At 69.6% G+C, this 20,578-nt stretch carries 15 protein-coding genes, 1 tRNA gene, 1 other RNA gene and 6 pseudogenes; 9 read left to right on the top strand and 14 right to left on the bottom strand.

Annotated features, from left to right (window positions below):
* Positions 1 to 40 precede the first annotated feature (40 nt).
* From tyrS to SYNGFB01_RS12735, 3 genes and pseudogenes are all read left to right on the top strand, one after another.
* Positions 41 to 1,288 carry a tyrosine--tRNA ligase gene (gene tyrS, locus SYNGFB01_RS00110; protein ID WP_048016422.1) on the top strand — a complete coding sequence of 416 codons (1,248 nt, stop codon included), beginning with the start codon at positions 41 to 43 and terminating at the stop codon, positions 1,286 to 1,288.
* Positions 1,289 to 1,575: 287 nt separating this feature from the next.
* Positions 1,576 to 2,349, top strand: a pseudogene (gene pyrF, locus SYNGFB01_RS00105) (orotidine-5'-phosphate decarboxylase); the annotation flags it as partial.
* Positions 2,350 to 2,380: 31 nt separating this feature from the next.
* The gene (locus SYNGFB01_RS12735) at positions 2,381 to 2,770 is read left to right on the top strand and encodes a YciI family protein (protein WP_082325769.1); all 390 of its coding nucleotides are present in this window, start codon (positions 2,381 to 2,383) and stop codon (positions 2,768 to 2,770) included.
* On the opposite strand, the gene SYNGFB01_RS00100 is transcribed toward SYNGFB01_RS12735, so the two are convergent.
* The 7 genes and pseudogenes from SYNGFB01_RS00100 to SYNGFB01_RS00070 all read right to left on the bottom strand — a co-directional run bounded on the left by SYNGFB01_RS00100 (position 2,676) and on the right by SYNGFB01_RS00070 (position 8,743).
* Positions 2,676 to 2,918 (bottom strand): hypothetical protein, encoded by a 243-nt coding sequence (locus tag SYNGFB01_RS00100; RefSeq protein ID WP_048016421.1) that lies wholly within the window; start codon positions 2,916 to 2,918, stop codon positions 2,676 to 2,678. The two genes, SYNGFB01_RS12735 and SYNGFB01_RS00100, sit on opposite strands and share 95 nt — an antisense overlap.
* A 49-nt stretch (positions 2,919 to 2,967) precedes the next feature.
* Positions 2,968 to 3,995 (bottom strand): annotated as a pseudogene (gene cbiB, locus SYNGFB01_RS00095) (adenosylcobinamide-phosphate synthase CbiB).
* Positions 3,996 to 4,015: 20 nt separating this feature from the next.
* Positions 4,016 to 5,053: a hypothetical protein gene (locus SYNGFB01_RS00090; protein ID WP_048016420.1), complete on the bottom strand. Its 1,038-nt coding sequence runs from the start codon at positions 5,051 to 5,053 to the stop codon at positions 4,016 to 4,018.
* Between the two features lie 75 nt (positions 5,054 to 5,128).
* On the bottom strand, positions 5,129 to 6,124 hold the full coding sequence (ilvC, locus tag SYNGFB01_RS00085; RefSeq protein WP_048016440.1) for a ketol-acid reductoisomerase: 996 nt from the start codon (positions 6,122 to 6,124) through the stop codon (positions 5,129 to 5,131).
* A gap of 83 nt (positions 6,125 to 6,207) precedes the next feature.
* On the bottom strand, positions 6,208 to 6,810 hold the full coding sequence (locus tag SYNGFB01_RS00080) for an ATP-dependent Clp protease proteolytic subunit (protein ID WP_048016419.1): 603 nt from the start codon (positions 6,808 to 6,810) through the stop codon (positions 6,208 to 6,210).
* Positions 6,811 to 6,854: 44 nt separating this feature from the next.
* Complete coding sequence (locus SYNGFB01_RS00075) at positions 6,855 to 7,550, bottom strand: ATP-dependent Clp protease proteolytic subunit (protein ID WP_048016418.1); 696 nt, start codon at positions 7,548 to 7,550, stop codon at positions 6,855 to 6,857.
* A 32-nt stretch (positions 7,551 to 7,582) separates the two neighbouring features.
* Positions 7,583 to 8,743, bottom strand: coding sequence for a PIN/TRAM domain-containing protein (locus SYNGFB01_RS00070; RefSeq protein WP_048016417.1), 1,161 nt, complete (start codon positions 8,741 to 8,743; stop codon positions 7,583 to 7,585).
* A 99-nt stretch (positions 8,744 to 8,842) separates the two neighbouring features.
* On the opposite strand from SYNGFB01_RS00070, the pseudogene SYNGFB01_RS00065 reads away from it, so the two are divergent.
* Positions 8,843 to 10,132: pseudogene (locus tag SYNGFB01_RS00065) on the top strand (coproporphyrinogen-III oxidase family protein); the annotation flags it as partial.
* Here the strand turns inward: SYNGFB01_RS00065 and panB are convergent.
* Positions 10,026 to 10,850, bottom strand: a pseudogene (gene panB, locus SYNGFB01_RS12730) (3-methyl-2-oxobutanoate hydroxymethyltransferase); the annotation flags it as partial. The pseudogenes SYNGFB01_RS00065 and panB sit on opposite strands and share 107 nt — an antisense overlap.
* 45 nt (positions 10,851 to 10,895) lie before the next feature.
* Here panB and ffs point away from each other — a divergent pair.
* An RNA gene (gene ffs / locus SYNGFB01_RS12725) (signal recognition particle sRNA small type) lies at positions 10,896 to 10,992 on the top strand.
* An 86-nt stretch (positions 10,993 to 11,078) separates the two neighbouring features.
* Here the strand turns inward: ffs and ftsZ are convergent.
* The 5 genes and pseudogenes from ftsZ to miaB form a co-directional block, all read right to left on the bottom strand.
* A complete protein-coding gene (ftsZ, locus tag SYNGFB01_RS00055) occupies positions 11,079 to 12,185 on the bottom strand; it encodes a cell division protein FtsZ (protein WP_048016439.1) in 1,107 nt (368 codons plus the stop codon).
* Positions 12,186 to 12,449: 264 nt separating this feature from the next.
* Positions 12,450 to 13,262: a cell division protein FtsQ/DivIB gene (locus SYNGFB01_RS00050; RefSeq protein WP_048016414.1), complete on the bottom strand. Its 813-nt coding sequence runs from the start codon at positions 13,260 to 13,262 to the stop codon at positions 12,450 to 12,452.
* Positions 13,259 to 13,669, bottom strand: a complete 411-nt coding sequence (locus tag SYNGFB01_RS00045) for a hypothetical protein (protein ID WP_048016413.1) — start codon at positions 13,667 to 13,669, stop codon at positions 13,259 to 13,261. Before SYNGFB01_RS00045 ends, SYNGFB01_RS00050 begins: the two co-directional genes overlap by 4 nt.
* Positions 13,666 to 14,784 (bottom strand): D-alanine--D-alanine ligase family protein, encoded by a 1,119-nt coding sequence (locus SYNGFB01_RS00040; protein WP_048016412.1) that lies wholly within the window; start codon positions 14,782 to 14,784, stop codon positions 13,666 to 13,668. The genes SYNGFB01_RS00045 and SYNGFB01_RS00040 overlap by 4 nt, the downstream gene beginning before the upstream one ends.
* Positions 14,785 to 14,829: 45 nt before the next feature.
* Positions 14,830 to 16,232 (bottom strand): annotated as a pseudogene (gene miaB, locus SYNGFB01_RS00035) (tRNA (N6-isopentenyl adenosine(37)-C2)-methylthiotransferase MiaB).
* 348 nt (positions 16,233 to 16,580) lie between these two features.
* Between miaB and SYNGFB01_RS00025 the strand changes: the two are divergent.
* Together SYNGFB01_RS00025 and SYNGFB01_RS00020 are read left to right on the top strand one after the other, a co-directional pair.
* Positions 16,581 to 17,678, top strand: coding sequence for a dipeptide epimerase (locus SYNGFB01_RS00025; RefSeq protein WP_048016410.1), 1,098 nt, complete (start codon positions 16,581 to 16,583; stop codon positions 17,676 to 17,678).
* Positions 17,678 to 18,729 (top strand): annotated as a pseudogene (locus tag SYNGFB01_RS00020) (DUF1611 domain-containing protein). Before SYNGFB01_RS00025 ends, SYNGFB01_RS00020 begins: the two are co-directional and overlap by 1 nt.
* 32 nt (positions 18,730 to 18,761) lie before the next feature.
* Here the strand turns inward: SYNGFB01_RS00020 and SYNGFB01_RS00015 are convergent.
* A tRNA-His gene (locus SYNGFB01_RS00015) sits at positions 18,762 to 18,834 on the bottom strand.
* 126 nt (positions 18,835 to 18,960) lie between these two features.
* Here SYNGFB01_RS00015 and SYNGFB01_RS00010 point away from each other — a divergent pair.
* Complete coding sequence (locus SYNGFB01_RS00010; RefSeq protein WP_053068225.1) at positions 18,961 to 19,404, top strand: DUF4359 domain-containing protein; 444 nt, start codon at positions 18,961 to 18,963, stop codon at positions 19,402 to 19,404.
* Positions 19,401 to 20,578 (top strand): cytosine deaminase (locus tag SYNGFB01_RS00005; RefSeq protein ID WP_048016437.1); only part of this gene is annotated, 1,178 nt, incomplete at its 3' end. The genes SYNGFB01_RS00010 and SYNGFB01_RS00005, both read left to right, overlap by 4 nt.

Raw genomic sequence — 20,578 nt, 5'->3', positions numbered from 1 at the left:
CNTGCCGCTGCCTACGATCCGGCCTGGCAAGGAGGTGTGCATGCCGCTGGACTGGGGATTACCGCAGGCACTGCAGCGCGGTGTGGCCGATCTGTTCCCATCGGGCCCGGATCCTGATCNNNANNNGCAGCTGGCGGCCCGGCTGATCGAGGTGGAGCGGCAGGGAAGGCCGCTGCGCGTGAAGCTGGGCATCGATCCCACCGGCTCTGACATCCATCTCGGCCACTCGATCCTGTTCCGCAAGTTGCGGGCCTTTCAGGACGCGGGCCACACCGCGGTGCTGATCATCGGCGACTTCACCGCCCGCATCGGCGATCCCACCGGCAAGAGCGCCACCCGCGTGCAGCTCAGCGCAGCCGAGGTGGAGGCCAATGCCGACACCTATCTGCTGCAGCTCGGTCTGGGCCAGGATCCGCAGCGGGCCCTGCTCGATTTCGAGACCCCCGGTCGCCTGGAGGTGCGCCGCAACAGCGAGTGGCTCGCCGCACTCGATCTGCCGCAGGTGATCGAGTTGCTCGGTACCGCCACCGTGGGCCAGATGCTGGCCAAGGAGGACTTCGCCAACCGCTACGGCTCCGGCACACCCATCTCGCTGCATGAATTTCTCTACCCCCTGCTGCAGGGATACGACTCGGTGCAGGTGCGCGCCGACGTGGAACTCGGCGGTACCGATCAGAAGTTCAATGTGGCGATGGGCCGCGATCTGCAGCGCCATTTCGGTCAGCGACCCCAGTTCGGCCTGCTGCTGCCGATCCTGCCGGGGCTCGATGGCGTGCAGAAGATGAGCAAGAGCCTGGGCAACACGGTGGGTCTGCTTGAGGATCCCCTGTCGATGTACTCCAAGCTCGAGAAGGTGCCCGACACCGTGGTCGACGACTACCTCACCCTGCTCACCGATCTCGAGCTGGAGGACCTGCCCCTCAATCCGCGCGAGCGTCAGAAAGCCATGGCCCTGGCGGTGACCCAGGGTCGGCATGGGGAGGCGGCAGCACGCCGGGCCCAGCTCGATGCGGCCATGCTGGTGGGTGGCGCGGCAGCGGTGGCGGAAGAGGTCCCGGAGGCCTCGCTAAAGGAGGTCAGGTTCCCGGCGAAGGCGTTTTACCTGTTGAGTGCTGTGGGGATCTGTGCGAGCAGCAGCGAGGCGAGGCGCCAGATCCAGGGGGGGNNCGTCAAGCTCGAGGGTGAGAAGCTGACCGATCCCAATCGCGAGTTCGGCTCGCCCGAGGAACTGGCCGGAAAGGTGCTGCAGATCGGCAGGAAGACCTTCAGGCGCCTGGTGCTGCCCTGATGTCGTTCAGGCGGGCTCGCCTAGCGCAAGCCCAGCAGATCATCCCAGCGCAGCAGTGGCCCTGAAGCCGGGGGCCTCTGGGCTGAATCCTCCTGGTGGCCCGGGGCGGCACTGGGGGTGACCTCGTCGGCCTCGGCCTGTGCGCCGGCCCAGTGGCCGGCCGGGGGNCCAGCGTGGCTCAGGATCACAGGCCGTGAATCGGAGTCGGAACGCATGCCGGCTGTCGGGCGCCTGCCGCCAGCCTGGGGTCCGTGGCCGCTGCGCGCTGACGCCTGGATCGCGCGCCGATGTGGTTCGGGCGACTGCGGGGGTGCCGGTCCGTAGCCTTGGAACAATCAGGTTCCCCCGCCTTGCCCGATTGCTTGCCCGATTCCGTGCCCGCGGCCGATCGCGTCATCGTCGCCCTCGATGGCATGGACAGCGATCAGGCCCTCGCCTTCACGGCGATGCTTCCGGAGCTGTGCTGGGTGAAGGTGGGCCTGGAGCTGTTCGTCACGGCCGGCCCGGCGGTGGTGGCACGGCTGCGGGAACGTGGACTGCGGGTCTTTCTCGATCTCAAGTTCCACGACATCCCCGCCACCATGGCCGGCGCCTGCCGCAGTGCCGCCGGTCTCGGGGCGGAGCTGATCACCGTGCATGCCTGTGCCGGTCGGGAGGCCCTCCAGGTCTCCCAGGCCGCCGTGATCGAGGCCGCCGCCGGCCGACCGGCACCCACGCTGCTGGCCGTCACGGTGCTGACCAGCTGGGAAGAGGTCCGCTTCGCCGCCGAACTGCAGGTGCGGGAACCACTGGAGCGCTACGTCCCCCATCTTGCCGCCCTTGCCGCGGCGGCCGGCATCGGCGGGTGCGTCTGCTCGCCCCAGGAGGTCTCGGCCCTGCGGGCAGCCCACCCCCATCCGTTCGCTCTGGTCACTCCCGGCATCCGGCCGTCCGGATCGCCGCGCGGCGATCAGCGGCGGGTGATGACCCCGGCGGCGGCTCTGGCGGCGGGGGCCAGCCATCTGGTTGTCGGCCGGCCGATCACAGCGGCGCCGGATCCGGCGGCAGCCTGGCGGGACTGCTGGCCGAGCTCGAGGTCGGGAGGCCGGGTTGATGGCCTGGTTCGTGAAGCTGGAGGAGGGACTGGTGCCCAAACCCCGCTTCGATGCGGTGGTGCCGGCCCATCTGGCCTGGCTGGCGGAACTCGAGGGGGCCGGTCACCGCCCGATCAGCGGCTATTGGGCTGACCGCAAGGGCCGCAGTGGGGACGGTGCCGGCGGCATGCTGCTGTTCTGGGCCAGCGACTGGCAGCAGGCCATGGAACTGGTGCAGCAGGACCCGCTGATCCTGCAGGGCTGCGTGCGCTGGACGCTGCACCAGTGGCAGCCGGTCTTCGGCGCCTCTGAACTCAGGAGTGAAACAGCAGCACCAGCCCCGAGCTCAGCTGATGGAATTCCCGCTCCTCGCGGCTCAGATCCAGCCCCACCTGCAGCCCTTCCTTGAGTGCATCCTCAAACGGGGGAATCGATGGTGCCGACCCCGCCTGCCAGAGGGCTGCGATGCCAACCGGCGTGGCATGCCAGCGGAAGCGGGGGGTGAGGCCGATCTCCGGTTCCTTCAACGCTTCTTCCAGCAGTTCGCGAATCGGCATGGCCCTCGCAACGCTCCAGAAGCTTCGGCAGGGGCCGTGGGTTGGGCAATCAGCTGAGAGCTTTCGTGATGAACCAGACCACCGCTGTGCCAGCGGTGGCGCCGAGCACAATCCAGAGCAGCTCCAGGCGCCGGCTCAGGGCCAGCATCAGCCGCACGGCCGCCACGTCCGGCTCCGCCTGGCCGGCCGCCAGCAGGGGTTTGGCACGGCTCCGGCCGCCGTAGTGATTCAGGCCGCCGAGTTGCACCCCAACGGCATGGGCATAGGCGGCCTGGGACACGCCCGCATTGGGTGATGGGTCGGGGCGACCGTCGCGCAGGGCTCGCAGGCCTAGTTCCCAGCTGGCCAGCGGGCTGCGGCCCGCCGCCAGCGGCAGGCTGAATGCCACCAACCGGCATGGCACCCACACCAGCAGATCATCGAGGCGGGCGCCTGCGGTGCCCAGCCACTGCAGCCTGCCGCAGCGGTACCCCAGCATCGAATCGAGGGTGCTCGCCGCCTTGAAGGCCCAGGCCAGGGTGAGCGGCCCCACCAGCCCCGAGGCCGCGGCTGCAGGGGCCAGGTCCCAGAGCAGGGCACCGAGCTGCATCCAGAACAGCGGCGCGAACAGCCCATCCACGCCGTTTTCGCTCGCGGTTTCGGCTGCGGCCCTCAGCAGTCCCTGCCGGTCGAGCCGCGCCACATCGCGGCCCACGATCCAGGCGAGCCGCTGCCGGGCCGGATCGAGGCCCCTGGCCCCGCCGGCCTCCCGCTCCTCCGGCAGGGCGGCGAGCACCGCCTGCACCGCCTGCTCAAGGCTGCGTCCGGCCAGGGCGCTGGCCAGGGCGATCACCAGCAGCGGCAGCGCCAGCCGGTGCGTGAGGGCCAACCGCTCCAGCAGCCAGCCGGCACCGCCGCTGCCCCCTACCACCAGCAGCGTGAGCAGCCCACCGGCCAGCCGCAGCCGGCCGGGGCGATCCCCGCCCAGCCCTCCGCCAGCCCGTGCAGCTGCTGGATCGCCCAGCCCATCAGCTCCACTGGGTGCGGGCACCAGCGCGGATCGCCGACTAGCCGGTCGAGACCCACCGCCGCCACCACCAGCAGCCAGGCCCCATCCCTCAGCTGGCGGCGGGACGGGCGCGGCCAGCCAGCAGGGCCATGCCCGCGAAGGCCAGCGCCTGCAGCGGCACCGCCAGGGCCAGCCCGAGCACCTGGCTGAGCAAGCCCATGCCGAGGCTGCCGGCCAGGCTCCCCACCGCTCCGCTGCGCTGCAGCACCTGCCAGCGCAGGGCCCCGTCGCCCAGAGGAGCGAGCTGTTCCACCAGGGTGCCGTCGGCCGCAGCGGCCAGGGCCCCCAGGGGCAGGAACAGCAGCACCGACCCCCAGCCCGGTGTGATCTGGGTGAACATCAGCAGTACCCCCATCAGCCCGTAGCGGAGCCAGCCCCCCAGGGGGGGGAGGCGTCCCTGGAGGCTGCGGCCCACGCCGTACGCCGCCAGCACCATGGCGAAATCAAAGCAGTTGCCGGCCCCCACGGCCCGCACCCAGAGGGGNAGAAGCGCGAACAGGCCGCCGAACAGCATCCCCTGCAGCACGCAGCGCCGATCCAGGGGGGNCGGAACCTCCGGCGGGGCCGGCTGCACCGTGTCGACCTGACGGCCCGGCAGGGCGGCGCTCCCCAGGGGGAGCAGCAGCAGCAGCGCTGGCGCGANCTGCCGCACGGCGGNAANGAGCAGGGCCGTGAGCAGATTGCCGGCCAGGNCGCCGAGATCGCTGCCCAGCCGCAGCCGCTCGATCGTGAGGCCGCCCTGGCGCTGTAGGCGGCGCTGGAGGGGCAGCTGGCTCAGCTCCGCGCCAATGCCGAACAGCAGCACCGCCAGAAGAGAGGGGATCAGCAGCCAGACCTTGGCCACACTCCCGGAGAGCTGGGCCACACTCACCCCGAACAGCAGCAGCACGCTCGCCAGTTGCAGGCCGTAACCTGCCGGCTGCCGCCGCAGCGGCAGCAGCACCGGCACGGTCACCAGGGCTGGCAGGAGGCTGTTCAGGAGAGGCGATGGGGTGAGGCCACTCACCATCCAGGCCGTGGAGGCCAGGGCGAGGCTGCTGCCGGCCTGGGCACTGCCCCAGAGCAGGGTGAGCAGAAACGGACGCATCGGCAGAGCATGAAAGAAAAAGGTCCGTGCCGCTGCGGCACGGACCCAGGATGCCGGCACGCTGCGCCCTGAGGATCAGGCGCTGCGCAGCCAGGAGAACATCGAGCGCAGGCCCTTGCCCACCTCCTCGATCGGGTGCTGGCTGTCGCGTTCGCGGATGCGGCTCATCTCCGGCTTGCCCGCCTCGCACTCGGCCACGAAGTTGCGGGCGAAGGTGCCGTCCTGAATGTCGGCGAGGATCCGCTTCATCTCGGCCTTGGTGTCGGCGGTGATCAGGCGCGGACCGCTCACGTAGTCACCGTATTCGGCGGTGTTGGAGATCGAATCGCGCATGGCGGTGAGGCCGCCCTTCACCATCAGATCCACGATCAGCTTCACCTCGTGCAGGCACTCGAAGTAGGCCAGCTCGGGCTGATAGCCGGCCTCCACGAGTGTTTCGAAGCCGGCCTTCACCAGCTCCGCCAGGCCGCCACAGAGCACGGCCTGCTCACCGAACAGGTCGGTCTCGGTCTCCTCCTTGAAATTGGTTTCGAGGATGCCGGCGCGGGTGCNGCCGATCGCCTTGGCGTAGGCCATCGCCAGGGCCCGGGCGTTGCCGCTGGCGTCCTGCTGCACGGCGAAGAGGCAGGGCACGCCCTGGCCGTTCTGGTATTCCCAGCGCACGGTGTGGCCGGGGCCCTTGGGGGCGATCATCACCACGTCCACATCGGCGGGGGGCTGGATCAGGCCGAAGCGGATGTTGAAGCCGTGGGCGAAGCTCAGCACCTTGCCGGCCTTGAGGTGTGGTGCGATCTCAGCGTCGTAGACNGCCTTCTGGAACTCATCGGGCAGCAGGATCATGATCCAGTCGGCCCGCGCGGCGGCCTCCGCCACGCTCAGTACCTCGAGGCCATCGGCGCGGGCCTTGTCGGCGGAGCGGCTGCCTTCGTAGAGGCCCACCACCACATCGATGCCGCTGTCCTTGAGGTTGAGGGCGTGGGCGTGGCCCTGGGAGCCGTAACCGATGATCGCCACCGTTCTGCCGCTCAGGAGCGAGAGATCGGCGTCGGAGTCGTAGAAGAGCTGGGCCATCCGGCTGGGCGTGCGGGCAGGGAGCAAGAGGCGAGCTTACGCAAGCGCCGCTCGGACGATGCCCCTCCCCCGGCGCTGCAGGATCAGGCCTCGCTGGGATGGGCGATCACCCGGTCGATCAGACCGTATTCCCTGGCTTCGGCCGCACTCATGAAGTAGTCGCGGTCGGTGTCCTTCTCGATCTTCTCGAAGCTCTGGCCGGTCATCTCCGCCATCGACCGGTTGAGCATGTCCTTGATGCGCAGGATCTCGCGCGCCTCGATCTCGATGTCGCTGGCCTGGCGGCGGCTGGTGCCACCCAGGGGCTGGTGGATCATGATCCGGCTGTGGGGCAGGGCCAGCCGCTTGCCCTTGGTGCCTGCACCGAGCAGGAACGCACCCATGCTGGCGGCCAGGCCCACGCAGATCGTGACCACGTCACTCTTGACGTATTGCATCGTGTCATAGATCGCCAGGCCGGCGGTCACCGATCCACCCGGGGAGTTGATGTAGAGGTAGATCGGCTTGGAGTTGTCCTCCGAGTCGAGGTAGAGCATCTGGGCAACCAGCGCGTTGGCCACCGCGTCGTTGACCTCCGAACCCAGGAACAGGATCCGTTCCACGCCGAGACGGGTGTAGATGTCGACCCAGCGCTCGTACTGGCTGCCGGGCAGGCGGTAGGGAACGCTGGGGGTGCCGATGGGCATGGGTCTGGATGGCGGGGAGTGCGGGGCGGATGGTGCGGAGGGCCTCAGCCGATGCCTGCCGGGCTGCGGTCGGCGGCCACGGCGGCGGCGGAAAGCTCCTTCTGGCTGCTGAGCACCCGGTCGATCAGGCCGTAGTCGCGGGCCTCCTTGGCCGTCAGGTAGGTCATGCGGTCGGAATCCCTGGCCAGCTGATCCACACTCTTGCCGGTGTTCTGGGACAGCATCTCGAGCATGGTGTGCTTGTTGTGCAACACCTCCTTGGCCCGGATCTGGATGTCGCTGGCCTGACCCTGGGCGCCGCTGATGGGCTGGTGCAGCACGATCGAAGCGTGTGGCAGGGCGGCGCGATGGCCCTTGGTGCCGGCGGAGAGGATCATCGCCGCCGTGCCCATCGCCTGGCCGATGCAGATGGTGTGTACCGGTGGCTTCACGTAGCGGATCGTGTCGCAGATGGCGAAAGCNTCGGTTTCGAAGCCGATCGCATCGCCCGAGTACCAGGAGGTGCCGGTGGAGTTGATGTAGAAGAAGATCGGCTTCTCGGGGTTGTCGAACTCGAGGTAGAGCAGCTGGGCGATGATCAGCTCGGTCACATCGATGCCCATCTGGCGCTTGGCCTGGTCGTCGCTGAACAGCGGCAAGCCCAGGTAGACGATCCGCTCCTTTAGCAGCAGGCTGGGCAGATCGGGGGGCGGGGTGCGCAGCACGGCCGAATCGCCGTAGTAGGGGGCTGACACCGACATCCGCAGACCTTGGGCTAGCACTGGAATTGAGCCTAGCGGGGTGGCCTGGACCTGCGCTTGCCCGGCTGCCCGGACTCACCCTGTGCATCCTTGCGGGGGGGCGCGGCGGGCTCGGGGCGGGACTCGGGCTTCGCTTCCGTGCGTGCAAAGACGATGCGGCCGGTGGGNTTCTGGAGGGCACCGGTCACGATCACGCCGAGGCGCTCGCCGATGCGGGATCGGGCGCCCTCCACCACCACNATGGTGCCGTCGTCGAGGTAGCCCACGCCCTGGTCGGCCTCCTTCCCCTCGCGGGCGATCTTGAGCTGCAGTTCATCGCCGGGCTGCACCTCCGGCCGCAGAGCCATCACCAGTTCGCTGAGGTTGAGCACGCGCAGCTCCTGCACCTCCGCTACCTTGGCCAGGTTGTAGTCGGTGGTGAGCAGGGTGCCGCCCGTGTCGCCCGTGAGCCGCAGCAGCTTGTCGTCCACTCCCTGGCCGTCGTAGCGGGTGCTGTTGATCACCAGCCGGCGCCCGTACTGCTCGCGAAGCTCGCTGAGCAGCCGCAGGCCGCGGCGCCCGCGCCCCCGTTTGTCGCCGTTGGCTGAATCGGCCAGGGCCTGCAGTTCATCGATCACGCACTGGGCCACGATCACCTGACCCTCCAGCAGGCCGGAATCGAGCAGGCCACGGATCCGGCCATCGATGATCACGCTGGTGTCGAGGATCTTGGCGCTGGCGGGTTGCAGCACCCCCTCGGCCACCAGCAGAGCCTCGGCGTTGGCGGGGCTGAACAGGCGCAGCAGGGTGCGCCCGTGCACCTCGGCCAGGTTGTAGCCCGAGACCCCGAAGAAGACATTGCTGAGCACCGCTGCCAGCGGCTTGACGAAGATCACCTCCCAGGGAAGTGGCAGCAGCAGGATCGGTGCCAGGAGCAGGTTCGCCACCAGCAGGCCGAGGATCAGCCCCACGGCCCGGCTCACCAGCAGATCGGTGGGCATCGAACGCACCTGGACCATCAGNCGGCGCCGCAGCTGACCGAAGAAGAAGCCCGCGAGCAGCCCGAAGAACGCTCCGAAGCCCGCCAGCACCGTGCGCAGGCCCTCCGGGTTGTTCACCTGCACCAGGAGCCGTTCGGGCAGGAGATCCACCCCGAGCCAACCCGCCGCTGCCCCGGAGATCAGAAACAGGATCAGGATGAGGGCATCGACCATGCCTGTCGTCGGAGCCGCCCATCCATTCAGCCAGGCAGCATGCCTGATTCCGGTCGCTTTGGCCGGAGGTGGTTCCCGCACCTGTCACGCCCCCCAGCCGTGCCCTGGCCTCCCCGCAGCGCCTACCTGCATATCCCCTTCTGCCATCGGCGCTGTTACTACTGCGATTTTCCAGTGGTTCCCCTGGGCGATCGGGCCGGAGCCGCTCCCGGGCAGAGCGGGGCCGCCTCCATCGCGGCCTATCTGGAACTGCTGCATCGGGAGATCGCCGGTGCTCCGCCCGGCCCGCCCCTGAGCACGATCTACTTCGGTGGCGGTACCCCCTCGCTGCTCCTTCCGGAGCAGCTGGCGGCCCTGCTGGCGTCTCTGCGCCGCCATTTCGGCATCGCCCCGGCGGCCGAGATCACCCTGGAACTGGATCCAGCCAGCTTCGATCAGGCCCGGTTGAGGGGATACCTGGAGGCTGGCATCAACCGCGTCAGCCTGGGGGGCCAGAGCTTCGACGATGCCGTGCTCAATGCCCTAGGCCGGCGCCACCGGTGCGGGGATCTGCTGAAGGCGGCCGGCTGGCTGGCCGAGGCGGCCTGCCAGGGCCGCCTGCACAGCTGGAGTCTGGACCTGATCCAGGGGGTGCCGGGTCAGGACCTGGCGGGCTGGGGGCAACAGCTGAGGCAGGCGATCGACCTGGCGCCACCTCACCTGTCGGTCTATGACCTCACGATCGAGGCCGGCACGGTGTTCGCCCGCCGCGAGGAACGGGGTGAGCTCGCTCTTCCCGATGCCGAACTGGCGGCCGATCTGATGGAGCTCACCGCCCGGGAGCTGGGAGACGCCGGCTACGGCCACTACGAGGTGTCCAACTACGCCCTGCCCGGTCATGCCGCGCGCCACAACCGGGTGTACTGGAGCGGTGCCGGCTGGTGGGGCTTCGGCCAGAGGGCCACGGCGGCCCCCTGGGGGGCGCGGCAGGCCCGGCCCCGTACCCGCGAGGCCTATGCCGCCTGGCTGACGGATGCCCGTGGCAGCGCTGCCCTGACGGCACCCACCGTGGCTTCGGGCCCGGGGGTGCCTCTCGACGAGCGCCTGCTGGTGGGACTGCGGCGGCGGGAAGGGGTGCATCTGCCCGGCCTCCTGACCGAGGCGGGCGGCCCGTTCCGGGAGCCCCACGGTCAACGGGCCCTGGCCGATCTGCGCCGGCGGCTGGCCGGGTTCCGCGAGCGGGGCGTGCTGCTGGAGGAGGGCCCCCGCTGGCGGCTCAGCGATCCTGCTGGCCTGGCGCTGAGCAATGCGGTGCTGCGGGATTGTCTGCTGTGGTGGGACCACTGGAGCGGGGATGGCGCTGCTGCGCCAGCCAGCCCTGCAGCGCCTGCACCGCCAGGGAACGGCCGTGCAGCAGCGGTGGGCTGAAGGGGGGCTGGCGGCTGGTGAGACCCAGCAGATCGGCTGTGACGCGCACCTGGCCATCGCAGCCCTCGCCGGCGCCGATGCCGATCACCGGGATCGCGAGGGTCTGGCTCACAGCCNTCGGCCAGATCCCCCGGCACATGTTCGAGCACCAGGGCGAAGCAACCGGCCTGCTGCAGCATCCGGGCCTCGCGGGCCAGGCGCTCACGGCTGGCCGGATCGTTCCCCTGGCGGCGATAGCCGAGGCGGTGCACCGACTGCGGGGTGAGGCCCACATGACCCATCACGGGGATGCCGCTGCGCACCAGGCGGTCGATCACGGAGAGGGTTTCCGGCTCGGCGCCCTCCAGCTTCACTCCGGAGGCAGCGGTCTCCTTGAGGACCCGACCGGCCGCCGCGACCGCCTCATCGGCGCTGCACTGGTAGCTCAGGAAGGGGAGATCACAGATCAGCAGCGGTTCCTGCCCCGCTGAGCAGACGCTGGCGATGCCCCGGGCCGTGGCGCGGGTGTGGTGGAGCATCTCCTCGAGCGTCACCGGCAGGGTGGTGGGATGGCCCAGCACCGTCATCGCCAGCGAATCGCCCACCAGCACGACATCGACGCCGGCCTCGGTCACGATGCGCCCGAGAGCGCATCCCAGGCGGTGAGCACCGTGATCGGCAGGGCGGCCTGCTTGCGTCGTGCCAGATCCGCGGGGCGCAGGGNCACAGCGGCAGGAGCGGGGGATGCCATTGCTAGCATCCGAACGACTCGGACCTACGCGGCTCCGACGCCCAAATCTGGTCAGGACCGGAAGGGAGCAGCCACACGGGATGCTCAGGGCAGGCGTGGACTCCGGGTCACCCATTTCATCCGTAGACCGCGTGAGGCCCAAGCCCCCAGCCGGGGCCAGAGCCCCAGCAGTCAGTCGCTCCTAGCCAGCCGTTCTGATCAGGTCTCGTTTTCCTCGCGGTTCTGGCGATTGAGCAGGAAAGGCGGGATCTTGGCGCCGCGCTCATGGCGCTCCGGGATCAGGGTGCTGCCGGGAATGAAGCTGGCAACATCGCGACGCTCGCTTCTGTAGGGGGTGCCGCTCTCGAAGCCGGTGGCGATCACGGTCACATGAATCTCGCCTTCGAGGTGTTCATCCACCACGGCGCCCACGATGATGTTGGCCTCCGGATCCACCAGGTCGTAGATCACTTCCGAGGCGGTGGTCATGTCCTCGAGGGTCATGTCCTTGCCGCCGCTGATGTTGATCACACAGCCCTTGGCCCCGTCGATCCGGGCCGATTCCAGCAGCGGGCTGGTCATGGCGGCCTGGGCGGCCTCGGTGGCGCGGCTGCGGCCCGAACCCACCCCGATTCCCAGCAGGGCGGTGCCCGCCTGAGCCATCACGGAGCGCACGTCGGCGAAGTCGACGTTCACCAGGCCGGGGCGGGTGATGATGTCGCTGATCCCCTTCACGCCCATGCGCAGCACGTCATCGGCGGCGCGGAAGGCCTCGTTCAGCGGAGCGCCGGCGATCGCATCCCGCAGGCGGTCGTTGGGAATCACGATCAGGGTGTCCACATGCTCGGCCAGGCGGGCGATGCCCTCCTCGGCCTGGCGGAGTCGCTTGCGGCCCTCGAAGCCGAAGGGTTTGGTCACGATGCCCACGGTGAGCGCTCCCACCTCCCGCGCCACCTCGGCCAGGATCGGGGCCGCCCCGGTTCCGGTGCCGCCGCCCATGCCGGCGGCGATGAACACGAGATCCGATCCTGCCAGGGATTCCTGCAGTTCATTGCGCGATTCCTCGGCAGCCTTCTGGCCGATCACCGGATTGCCCCCGGCTCCAAGACCTCGCGTGAGCTTCTGGCCAAGCTGGATACGTTGCGGAGCGGCCGAATGGAGCAAGGCCTGGGCGTCGGTGTTCAGCACCCGGTAGCCGACGCCCTGCAGATCCGAGGCGATCATGCGGTTCACTGCGTTGCTGCCGCCGCCGCCGACGCCGATCACTTCGATGCGTGCCGTCTGACTGGGCACGATTCCTGAAGGCTGGCTGGAGGACTGGGTCATGTCAGCACGGGGGGCGGCTCTGAATTCGGCGCGGGTTGACGGCTGGCCATTGCTGGATGGCACTTCGGCTGTCCGGAAAGGCTCGCGACCGGCGTCGTGCTCCATGGGATTGGGGGTGCCGTCCATCAAAGGCTGCATTATGTCGGTGTTGCGGTGCCGCGTCTCCGGCTGATCACACACCTTGGCCTCTTCATCGAGGTCCTGCAATCGGCGGTGATGGACAGCACACCGGAACCGGGCTGGTGCCGGCGATGCGAGAGGCCCTCAGGGAGCGGCGGGTTTCGGGGGTTTGCCCCCCACCACGCCCAGTTCAGGCTGCTCGGGATCGCTGAGATCGATCGACTGCAACTGCCGGCCCTTGATGGTGGTCGGCAGTTCCTTGACCAGATGTTCGAGCACGTCCAGCCGCCGCGGCAGCTGCTGATCCGGCGGCCCNAGGCGCACCTGCCCCAGCTTCTCGCTGCGGAGCCAGAGGTTGCCATCGGGTTCGAAACGAATCTCACGCAGGTCGTCACCCAGGCGCTGCCGGAAGTTCAGCACCAGAGCCAGGCTGGGACGCTGCCGCGGGGTCCAGCCCCGCACCAGCAGCGAGCTGCTCAGGGTGGCGTCGAGATTCTGACCCTGGCGGCTGCTCATCCAGTTGCCCAGACGATCCACGTAGCCCATCTCCAGACCGTGGTTGCTCACCCGCTGGGCCCTGGCCACCGCATGCCTGTCGACCAGCACCACCCGCAGCCGCGGAGGCGCCATCAACCGGCTCACCTGCACCTGCTCCACCGGCAGGGCAGCCGTCAGGTCGGCCGCCAGGCGGCGTGGCTGGAGCGTCAGCAGCGACACCGGAAAGCTCAGCTCCGCCGCCTGGATCACCTGTTCAGGCCCCACCTGCCGACTGCCCACCACCTCCACCTGGCCGGGGTTGGTGAGCGACCAGCCCTGCCGCAGCAGGGCATAGCCGAGGCCCCCGCTCAGGGCCAGCAGCACCAGCAATCGCCAGAGGTTGCGCAGCCGTTCGCGACGGCGTTGCTGGCGAAGCAGCCGGCGGCGTTCGACCCCCGGCGGTCGAACCGCTCCTGTCACAGCTCGCAGCGGGATCGGGCCATCAGCTCGGCGATCCAGCGGCGCGCCCGATCGGCATCGGCGAAGGGGATGTCCTTCTGCTCGCCCCNACCCACCAGCCGCAGGCGACAGGCACCCTGAGCTTCCTCGGTGAGGGGTGCCTCACCAGAACGCAGCGCCAGCAACTCGACGAGCTCCAGCTGCTTGATCACAAAGGAGTCGTCCTGCCTGAGCTGTCCCGCCTCGAAACGGGCCCAGCTCAGCACCCCATCGACCAGGCGCGCCGCACCACAGCCGTCCAGTTTGGCCAGTTCGGCTCCCTCGGCCCACTCCCGGAAGAGTCGCTGACGCCGTCGCTCCAACCAGCCCAGGCTGGTGAGCAGCACGAACACCAGCAGCAGCGGCAGCCAGGCCATGCCGTGACTCATGCCGGAGGCTCTCCTTGGGGGGAACGGCGGTGCCATTGTCTCGCCGCCTCGATCAATTCGTGCACCAACGTTTCAAGTGCAACACCGCTGGCCTCCCAGAGCATCGGGTACATGCTCTGGCTGGTGAAGCCGGGCAGGGTGTTGATCTCGTTGAGCCAGAGCTCAGCTGCGGCCTCGTCGTAGAAGAAGTCGACCCGGGCCAGGCCCTGGGCGTTCACCGCAGCGGAGGCCTGGATCGCCATCGCCCGGGCCCGCTCGCTGATCGGCTCCGGCACCGCGGCGGGGATCACGGTATGGCTGCGCCCTTCGCTGTATTTGGTGGCGTAGTCGTACCAGTCGGCATCGAAGCAGATCTCCCCCAGCACCGATGCCTCCAGCGGTTCGACTCCGCCCCCCTTGATCGCGCACTCCAGCTCGCGGGCCGTCACGCCCCGTTCCACCACGATGCGCCGGTCGAGGGCGGCCGCCTCGCGCAGTCCTGCCAGGAGCCCGGCGCGATCGGTGGCCTTGCTGATGCCCACCGAGGAACCCAGGTTGGCGGGCTTGATGAAACAGGGATAGCCCAGCTGCCGCTCCAGGCGATCCAGCAGCACGGTGGGATCACCGTTCAACTCGTCGGCATTGACGCACGCATAGGGCACCTGAGGCAGCCCGGCGGCGGCGAAGGCGGCCTTCATGGCCTGCTTGTCCATGCCCACCGCCGAACCCAGCACCCCCGATCCCACGAACGGCACCTGCATGAGTGTGAACAGGCCCTGGATCGTGCCGTCCTCCCCGTTCGGGCCGTGCAGCACCGGGAACCACACCTCCATCTCCAGTGCACCGGGCGGAAAGCCGCGGAACCCTCCGGCTGCACCCGTCGCTCCGGCCCCGGCCAGCTGCTGTTCGCTGGCTGGGATTCCCTGCTTCAGCACCGTATCGGCCAGCTCCGGACCCCACCAGCGCCCCTGGGGATCGATGTAGAAGCAGCGCACCGCATACCGTCGCGCGTTGGGCCCGCTGCGCAGGCCCCGTGCCACGGTGGTGGCCGAACGGATCGACACGGCGTGCTCTCCCGAGGCGCCGCCGAAGATCAGGCCGACACGGATCGGATCGCGGTGGGAGTCATCAGGCATCGGGCAGGGCGGCCGGCCGGCGGGGCTGCGGTCGGGGAAGGAGGGTCAGGCCAGTGTGCCGCTCAGGGAGAAGGCGCGCACCTCCTCGATCCGCACATTCACCAGCGCTCCGGGTTGGATCGCCGTGCCATCGAGCCTCTGGCCGGGGAAGAAGGTGAGCCGATTGGTGCGGGTGCGGCCCATCATCTGGCTGGTGTTCTTGGGGTTGGTGCCCTCCACCAGGATCTGCTCGATGCGGCCGGCGTAGCGGGTGCTGCGCTGCTTGGCCTTGCGCTCCACCAGGGCATTGAGCTCCTGCAGACGCTCCACCTTGACCTCTTCCGGCAGCTGATCGGGCCAGTCGGCGGCGGGGGTGTTGGGCCGCGGTGAATAGGCGGCCGTGTTCACCTGATCGAAACCGATCTCCTCGATCAGATCGAGGCTGCGGCGGTATTGCGCGTCGGTTTCTCCGGGGAAGGCCACGATCACGTCGGCGCTGATCGCCGCATCGGGCATGCGCTCGCGGATGCGCTCGATGATGCGGCGATAGCGATCCACGCTGTAGCCGCGGGCCATCGCCTTGAGCACGGCGTCATCGCCGCTCTGGAAGGGGATGTGGAAGTGCTCGCACACCTTGGGCAGGTCGGCGCAGGCATCGATCAGCCGCTCGGTGAAGTAGCGCGGGTGGCTGGTGGCGAAGCGGATCCGTTCGATCCCCTCCACGCCGTGCACGAACTGCAGCAGATCGGTGAGGGTGTGCTGGCGACGCCCCTCGGGGGTGATGCCCGGCAGGTCGCGGCCGTAGGCATCGATGTTCTGGCCCAGCAGGGTGATCTCCTTGAAGTTGCGTGCGGCCAGACCCTCCATCTCCAGCCGGATCGCTTCGGGCAGGCGCGACTGCTCCCTGCCGCGCACCGAGGGCACCACGCAGTAGGTGCAGCGCTCGTTGCAGCCGTAGATCACGTTCACCCAGGCGCACACCTGGCTGTCGCGACGGGCTTTGGTGATGTCTTCGAGGATGTGGTGCTCCTCGGTGGCCACCACCTGCTGCCCNTGCTCCACCTGGGCCAGCAGGGTCTCGAGCCGGTTGGCGTGCTGGGGGCCCATCACCAGATCCAGCTCCGGCACGCGCCGCAGCAGCGATGCACCCTCCTGCTGGGCCACGCACCCCGCCACCACCAGGGTGAGGTTGGGGTTGGTGCGTTTGCGCTGGGCCTGGCGGCCCAGATAGCTGTACACCTTCTGCTCGGCGTTGTCGCGGATCGTGCAGGTGTTGTAGAGCACCAGATCGGCCTCGAGCTCGGCCTGCGCCTCGCGGTAGCCATCGCTTCCAGGATCCCGGCCATGCGCTCGGAATCCGCCTTGTTCATCTGGCAGCCGAAGGTGGTGATCCAGTAGCTGCCGCGCTCGGGGGATGATCCCTGGGCTGCCGCCGGAGCCGTGGCTGCGCTCAGTGAGGTCGCCGTCATGAACCCAGTGTCGGCCATGGCGGGGCGGCGGTGTGATGCTCGCTGCCCGTGGCGAAGCAGCGGATCAGCGGTGCTCCATCACTCTGAACTGTCACTGGTGCGGCCAAGAGGCCCGCCCAGTTCGGCCGAGAGCGCCCACAGCAGCTGTATGGCGGATCGAGGCTGATCGCGATGAAAGCCTCCACGGACAGGCGCCGCACAGCCAGGTCGTAGGCGAAGGGCTTGGAGATCGACTGGATCGTGAGAGTTTGTCGGTGTCGCCGACCGCAGCGGCGCTGACGCCGCTGGCGATCCATGCCAGCTTGAGGGCAGCGCCTGGATCAGCCGCCAGCCCAGCGCCCATGCCTGATGCGCCTCAGCCTGCGCCGCTTCCCCCTTCGCAAGGCTGTGCCCCTGGCCATCAGTCGCGGCGTCAGCAGCACCGTGGAGCACCTGCTGGTGACCATCGAGCACGATGGGGTGGTCGGCCATGGTGAGACCGGTGGGTTCGACACCGGGCATCGCCACCACGACACCGATGCCATCGCCGCCGAACTGGAGGCTCTGGTCCCACGACTGGCGCCGCTGGCGCCCGAGCCGCTCCAGTCGCTCGAGCCATGGCTGGCAGCTCTCTCCCCACCGGCCCGCTGCGGTCTGGATCTGGCGCTGCACGACTGGTGGGGCCGGCGTCTGGGTTGCCCGCTGCACCGGCTCTGGGGACTGGATCCGGAAGCCTGTGTCGCCACCAGCGTCACGCTCGGGCTCGGCGAGCCCGAGGCCGTTGTGGCCCGGCTGGAGCGCTGGTGGGCGCTGCTCCCCGCCAGCCGCATCAAGCTCAAGCTCGGCAGCCCGTCAGGCCTGGCTCACGATCTGGCCCTCCTGGAGGCTGTCGCGGCGGCTCTCGAGCAACGCCGCCAGATCGCCGGCGCGCCCTGTGAGCTGCAGGTCGATGCCAATGGCGGCTGGGATCTTGAGGTGGCCCATGCCATGCTCCCCCAGCTGCAGCGGGCCGGAGTGGTGCTGCTGGAGCAACCGCTGGCACCGCTCGCCGATCCTGACCGCGATACGGCGGGATTCGCCGCTCTTCAGCATGGCTGTGCGCTGCCGCTGGTGGCCGATGAGAGCTGCTGGGATCTGGCCGATCTGCTGCGGCTGGCGCCTCATGTGGATGGCATCAACATCAAGCTGCTCAAGAGCGGCGGGCTGGCGGAGGCCCTGCTGATGGCGCGCACTGCCCGACGCTTGGGCCTCGGGGTGATGCTGGGCTGCTACTCCGATGGCTCGCTGCTCAACGGCGCGGCGGCGCAGCTGCTGCCGCTGGTGCACTGGCCCGACCTGGACAGCCATCTCAACCTGATCGACGATCCCTTCCTGGGCCTTGACCGCCGCGATGACGTGCTGCTGCCGCCGAGCGGGCCGGGACTGGGGGTGCTCCCCGGGCCGGCTCTGGCCGAGGAGGTGCGGTGATGCTGAAGCCCGAGCATCGGGTGGTGGTTCTGCTGCACGGCGGTCTGGCGGATCTGTCCGGCAAGACCGGTCTGGCGCTGCTGCGTTACCGCCCCGGCCCGGTGGCGGCGGTGGTGGATCCAGCCCATGCCGGCCGTTCCCTCGAGGATGTGACGGGCATCGCACGCGATGTGCCGGTGGTCGCCTCGCTGGCCGAGGCACTGCCCTACTCCCCCGACGTGGCCGTGGTGGGACTGGCCCCCTCGGGGGGGCGCCTGCCGGAGCCGGTGCGGACCGACCTGGTGATGGCGCTGCAGGCCGGGCTGTCGGTGGCCAGCGGCCTGCACAGCCGCATCGGCGACGACCCGGAGCTGGCCGCGCTGCGGCGCGATCCCGCCTGGATCTGGGATCTGCGATGCGAGCCCGCCGGGCTCACGGTGGGGGTGGGGCGGGCGGCGGCGCTGCCCTGCCGGCGCTGGCTGGCGGTGGGCACCGACATGGCCGTGGGCAAGATGAGCGCCTGCCTGGAGCTGACGGCCGCGGCCCGCGGGCGAGCCTGTCGGCGCGTTTCGTGGGGACCGGCCAGGCCGGGATCCTGATCAGCGGTGGGGGCGTGGCCCTCGACGCCGTGCGCGTTGACTACGCCGCCGGCGCGGTGGAAGCGGCGGTGCTGGCTGCCGCCCAGGGTCTGCCCGCCGCTGGGCTGCTGCTGGTGGAAGGCCAGGGCTCGCTGGCCCATCCCGGCTCCACCGCCACCCTGCCGTTGCTGCGGGGCAGTCAGCCCACCGACCTGCTGCTCGTGCACCGGGCCGGCCAGGTCCATCTCAAGGGGCTGCCTGAGCTGCCGATCCCACCCCTGCCGGAGCTGATCGCAGCGGTGGAAGCCCTGGCGGCCCTGGGACGCCCCGATGGCCTGCGGCCGCGGGTGCGGGCCGTGGCGCTCAATACCGCTCATCTGGACCCGGATGAAGCGGCGCGTGCCGTTGCCGAGTTGAGCGGCGCCACGAGACTGCCCTGTGCCGATGCCGTGAGGGGAGGCGCCGAGCTCCTGCTGGACGCCCTGCTGGGGTAATGGAGGGCAGCCGATGGCGGCCGGATCGGGAGGGCGAGCGAGGGGATTCGAACCCCCGAATGGCGGCGCCACAAGCCGCTGCCTTAACCGCTTGGCTACGCCCGCCGCGGTGCGCTCAATGTACCAAGCCGGGGTACCGGGCCGGCGTCGCCCGATTGCTGCAGAGGGCGGGATCCGGTGCCATTGTTCGCAGGGATCCCTGCTCGTTCGTCGGCTCTGCCTGTGAGCCCAGTGCGCCGTCTGCCACCGACGCCCCTCGCTGCTGCCGGGGTGGCGCTCGTGGTGCTGGTTTTCAGCAATCCGCAGATGACCGACTTCCAGGAGTTCGTGGCCGGTCGTCTGGTGGATGAGATCGCCGAAGAGCTCTGCCGGGAGGCCGATCTGCCGCTGATGCTGCGCCTGGCGATGCCCGACTGCGAGCGGATGGTGAGCGAGCAGCGGGCAGCCCTGGCCGCCGTGGTGCGGCAGCACAGCCGGCGCATCAATCTGGGCCTGTTCAGCCTTTACCGCAGCGAGATCGGCGGCCAGAGGGTGCTCGAGTGGCGGGTGCCCCGTCTGCGCTCCCTCGTGCTCGGTGTGGCGGGCAGCTTCGTGCCCCTGTGGGTGGATCTCGACAGCGGGAAGGAGGCCGGCGCTACCGACGATGCAGGGCCACTCGGCTGGCAGCCCCCATGACGATGCTGTCCACCCCGCTGGATCTGCGGCTCCCCCGGGCGCTGCTCGATCCTCGCCTCGATCTGGGGCCGGTGGGTGCCGATGGACTGGTCGCCGTGCGGCTGGAGCAGCGGCACGGCCGGATCGCGGCACTCCAGCCCCTGCCTGGCACCCCCGGCTGGCCTCAGCAGCGGCTGCCGCTGGCCCTCACGCCTCTGGTGGAGCCCCATGCCCACCTCGACAAGTGCTTCACGGCCGAGGCCTATCCCAACTGGGAGGGCACCATGGCGGCGGCCCTGGCGCTCAACCTGCGCGAGCACGAGGCGCGCACCCGGGAGCTCGTGCTCGAGAGGGCCGAGCGTGCCCTGCAACGGGCCTGGCTGCAGGGATTGCGCGCCCTCCGCAGCCACATCGACAGCGTCGGGCCTTCGGCACAGGCCAGTTGGGAGGCTCTCCTGGAGCTGCGCAGCCGCTGGGCCGAGCGGTTGGACCTGCAGCTGGTCGCCCTTGCGCCGGTGAACCACTGGCTCACCGGCGCGGGCCAGGAGCTGGCTCAAAGGGTGGCGGGCCATGGCGGTCTGCTCGGCGGTGTGATCGGCCCGCCCTATGCCCCGGGCAGCCAGGAACTCCCGGCGATCGAGGCGCTGCTGCGTCTGGCGGAGAGGTTTGGCTGCGGCATCGATGTGCATGTGGATGAGGCGGAGTCTCACCCCGGCCGCGGCCTGGCGCTGGTGGCTGCTGCTGCCCGGCGACTGCGGACCACCGTGCCGATCACCTGCAGCCACATCAGCAGCCTGTCCCTGATGAGGGAGCGTTCCCAGGAACAGCTGGCCGAGCAGTTGGCCGAGCTCGGGATCACTGTGGTGGCCCTGCCGACCACCAATGCCTGGTTGCTCGGGCGACGCGCCGGGCGCACCCCGCTGCTGCGCCTCCAGGCGCCGATCCACACCCTGCAGCGGGCCGGGGTGGCGGTGGCGGTTGGTGGCGACAACGTGCAGGATCCCTGGTTTCCTGGCGGTGACTTCGACCCGATCGACCTGTTGCGCTTCAGCGTGGTGGCGGCCCATCTGCACCCCTGGGAGCGCCTCGGCCTCGCTCCCTTCACCACAGCTGCGGCCGCGGTGCTGGGGCTGGCCTGGGATGGCGTGCTGCGCTGCGGTGGGCCCGCCGATCTGGTGGTGCTGGCGGCCGGCAG

It is taken from the genome of Synechococcus sp. GFB01 (assembly GCF_001039265.1).
GTDB lineage: Bacteria > Cyanobacteriota > Cyanobacteriia > PCC-6307 > Cyanobiaceae > NIES-981.
The sequence above is the reverse complement of the archived record's forward strand: the minus strand, read 5'-3'. Positions and strand labels throughout refer to the sequence as shown.